The organism is Methylobacterium sp. (genome assembly GCF_019750675.1).
GTDB lineage: Bacteria > Pseudomonadota > Alphaproteobacteria > Rhizobiales > Beijerinckiaceae > Methylobacterium.
In genome coordinates, this window is the sequence record NZ_JAIEOF010000389.1 from 1 (window position 1) to 3,519 (window position 3,519).

The 3,519-nt window shown below is 71.8% G+C and carries 1 protein-coding gene and 1 pseudogene; both read left to right on the forward strand.

From position 1 onward, the window contains the following. Positions 1–128: 128 nt before the first annotated feature. Complete coding sequence (locus tag K2X24_RS20225) at positions 129–3,155, forward strand: transglycosylase domain-containing protein (RefSeq protein WP_292500469.1); 3,027 nt, start codon at positions 129–131, stop codon at positions 3,153–3,155. A gap of 122 nt (positions 3,156–3,277) precedes the next feature. Beyond that, positions 3,278–3,519: pseudogene (locus K2X24_RS20230) on the forward strand (hypothetical protein); the annotation flags it as partial.

Genomic DNA, 3,519 nt, shown 5'->3' on the forward strand with positions numbered 1-3,519 from the left:
GCGTGCCCCGGCTGTCCTTAAATCAGCCGCCTTGTGCAGCGCATCTGCCACGCTTGCGCCGCGCGGTCTCGGCTATGACCGTCCGGCCCCCGACACAACTCGACCTCAGTTCCGGTATCCCGGCCCGCATGAACATCATCCTGATCAAGCTGTTCGCCACCGCGCTGACGCTCAGCCAGGTCACCACGCGGCCGGATGCGGTGAAGACGCAGTTCGATCCGGTGACGGACCGGGCCCAGGTGGTGCAGATCCTGCGCGACGGCTGCGCCCACATGCGCAAGGCCTTCGACATCGAGGACATCAACCTCGACGAGCTGATCTCGACCGCCATGGAGGATCCGAGCGCGGTGGCGGGCGCCAGCGCCCCCAAGATCCTGCACGGCCTCGACATCGGCGAATTGAACGTCAGCTACCGCCAGTTCTGCAAGGGCGAGAACCCGAAGGATTCGCCCTTCGACGCGGGCGAGGTCATCGCGTTCTACAACAAGGCGGTGGCCGACCTGCCCTCGGCCGAGGCCCTGAAGGAGCGCAAGCTCCCCGGCGCCAGCCTCATCCTCGATGGCGCGGGCAAGCGCTACGCCGAGGCCTTCGAGGCCAATGGCCGGCGCCTCAGCGTGCCCATCGCCGAGGTTCCGGCGATGGTGCAAAAGGCCTTCGTGGCGGCCGAGGACAAGCGCTTCGAGACCCACAAGGGCATCGACGAGCGCGGCGTCATCCGCGCCTTCATCGGCAACCTCGCCTCCCCGGGCCGGCCGGCCGGCGGCTCCACCATCACCCAGCAGGTGGTCAAGAACCTCTCGGTGGGCGACGACGTCACCTACGAGCGCAAGATCCGCGAGATGATCGTGGCCTCCCGCCTGGAGCACATCCTGGGCAAGCCGCAGATCCTGGAACTCTATCTCAACGGCATCTATCTCGGCCGCGGGGCCTACGGAATCGAGATGGCCGCGCGCAGCTACTTCGGCAAATCGGTGGGCCAGCTCACCGTGCCGGAGGCGGCGCTGCTGGCCGGCATGCCCAAGGGCCCGAACTTCTACAGCCCCGACAAGTATCCCGACCGGGCGCGGGAGCGCCGGGCCTACGTGCTGGCGCGCATGAAGGAAGAGGGCGTGATCACCGAGGCACAACTCGGCGAGGCGGCCAACGCGCCGCTCGGCCTCAAGCCCCTCGACGCGACCCGGCGGGATGCCGGGTTCTACTTCGTCGACCACTTGGCGCGGGAGGTGCGCACCTTCGCGGGCGTCGAATCCCTCACCGCTGCCAGCCACGTGGTGCGCTCCACCCTCAATGCCGGCCTGCAGACCGCCACCGAGACAGCCCTGCAGGAGGGCCTCGCCACCTATGAGCGCGCCACCGGCCGCGCCCGCTACGAGGGGCCGGAACTCAACATCGCCGACGCGGTGCGCAAGCTCGAAGGGGCGGCTCCGGCCGTCGAGGCCTCGCCGCTGGGCGTGCCGCTCCTCGTCGGCGACGCCCCGAAGCCCGTCCCGGCCCCGAAGACGAAGGCCGAGCGAAAGGCCGCGGCCGCCGCCGAGAAAGCGGCGCCCAAGGTCGAGCGCCCGAAGCCGGCCTGGCAGCGGGCGCTGGAGACCGCGCGGCCCGTGCTCTACGACGTGCACTGGCCCCTCGCGGTGGTGCTGGAAGCGGGACGCGGCGGCACCGCCAAGATCGGCCTCGCCGACGGCCGCACCGCGAGCCTGGAACCCGGGCCGGCCCGAGGCAAGCTCCAGCCCTACGACGTGGTGCGGGTGAAGCTGCGCGACCCGAACGCGCGCAATCGGCGCGCCGACCTGCGCGTGCGCCCGGGCGTCCAGGGCGCCGCCCTGGTGCTGGAGAACCGCACGGGCCGCATCCTCGCCATGGCGGGCGGCTTCTCCTACCCGCTGAGCCAGCTCAACCGCGTCACCCAGACCGTGCGCCAGCCGGGCTCGACCCTGAAGCCGCTGACCTACCTCGCCGCCCTCAACGCCGGGCTCCAGCCCAACACCCTGGTGATGGATTCCGCCATCACCCTGCCGCCCATCGGCGGCATCGGCGATTCCTGGTCGCCGAAGAACTACGACGGCGGCGGCGCCGGGGCCACCACCCTGCGCCGGGGCCTCAAGTTCTCGAAGAACCTCGTCACCGCCCGCCTGCTCCAGGGCGGCATCGCCGAGAAGGCACCGGCCAGCCTACAGAAGGTCTGCGACCTCGCCCTGGAGGCCCAGATCTACGCCGAGTGCGAGCGCTACTATCCCTTCGTGCTCGGCGCGCAACCGGTGCGGATGGTGGATCTCGCGGCCTTCTACGCGGCGGTGGCCAACGAGGGCGCCCGGCCGGCGCCCTACGCCCTCGAATCGATCGAGCGCGACGGCAAGGCCCTCTATACCCGCGCGGCGCGGGCGCCGACCCGCATCGGCTCGGCCGACCGGGTGGCGTTCTACCAGTTGAAGACCATGCTGCAGGGCGTGACCAACCACGGCACGGCCGCCGCGCTCGCCCGGTTCTCGTCGTCGATCGCGGGCAAGACCGGCACCTCCGAGAACGAGAACGACGCCTGGTTCGCCGGCTTCACCAACGAGATCACCATCGTGGTCTGGGTCGGCTACGACAATGCCGACGGCACCCGCCGGACCCTGGGGCGCGGGCAGACCGGCGGCCACCTCGCGGTGCCCATCGCCGGCACCATCCTGCAGGCGGCCTGGGCCAACGGGGTGCCGCGCACGCCCCTCGCGCCCCCCACCCCGGAGGCGCGCCAGTTCCTCGCCGATGCGAGCATCGACCCGCGCAGCGGCGAGCGCGTCGAGGGGGGCGGCTTCCAGGAGCATTTCCGGATCAAGGACGGCCGCATGGCCGACACCCAGTACAAGCTGCTGCCTCGCGAGACCCGGACCGCCATGCGGCCCGACCTCGAGGACGGCGACCTCGGCACCGACCCGGATTCGCCCGACCTCGCGGGCGGTGTCTACGGAGGATCGTCCGGCAACCGCCGCGCCGAGCCCGATTCCGACCTCCTCGACCCGTTCGGCGAGCGCCGCAGCCGCCGGGCGCAGGGCGAGACCTACCAGCCCTGGCCCGGTACCCAGCGCTCGCCCTTCGGCGACGAGGAGGAGGTTCGCCCCCGCCCGCGCCGCCGCGATCCCGACTACCTCTTCGGCGACGACCCGCCCTACTGAGGGCTGCTCCCGAACCGCCCGCCGCACCGCCGTGCTCGGGGCGGGGATCGCCCGCGACCGGGCGTTTCCCGAAGCGCCCCGAGCCGGACCGCCGCCCCGCTCCTGACCCCCGAGGCCCCGACGTGCAAAGCCAAGTTCCGGCCACCCTCCTCCTCGCCCTGGCCCTGACGGCGCAAGCCGGCCCGCGACCCGCCGGCGCCCAGGAGGGCATGAAGCAGCAGCCGCCTACGAGCTCCGCCGTCTCGGAGCGGATCAAGGATGTGCCCGCCATCGAGGCGGCGAGCGTGGCGGGGCTGAAGCCCGGCACCATCCTGTTCACCGATCACCGCGACGATCCGGCCAAGCCCGAGAGCGGCCTCGTGCC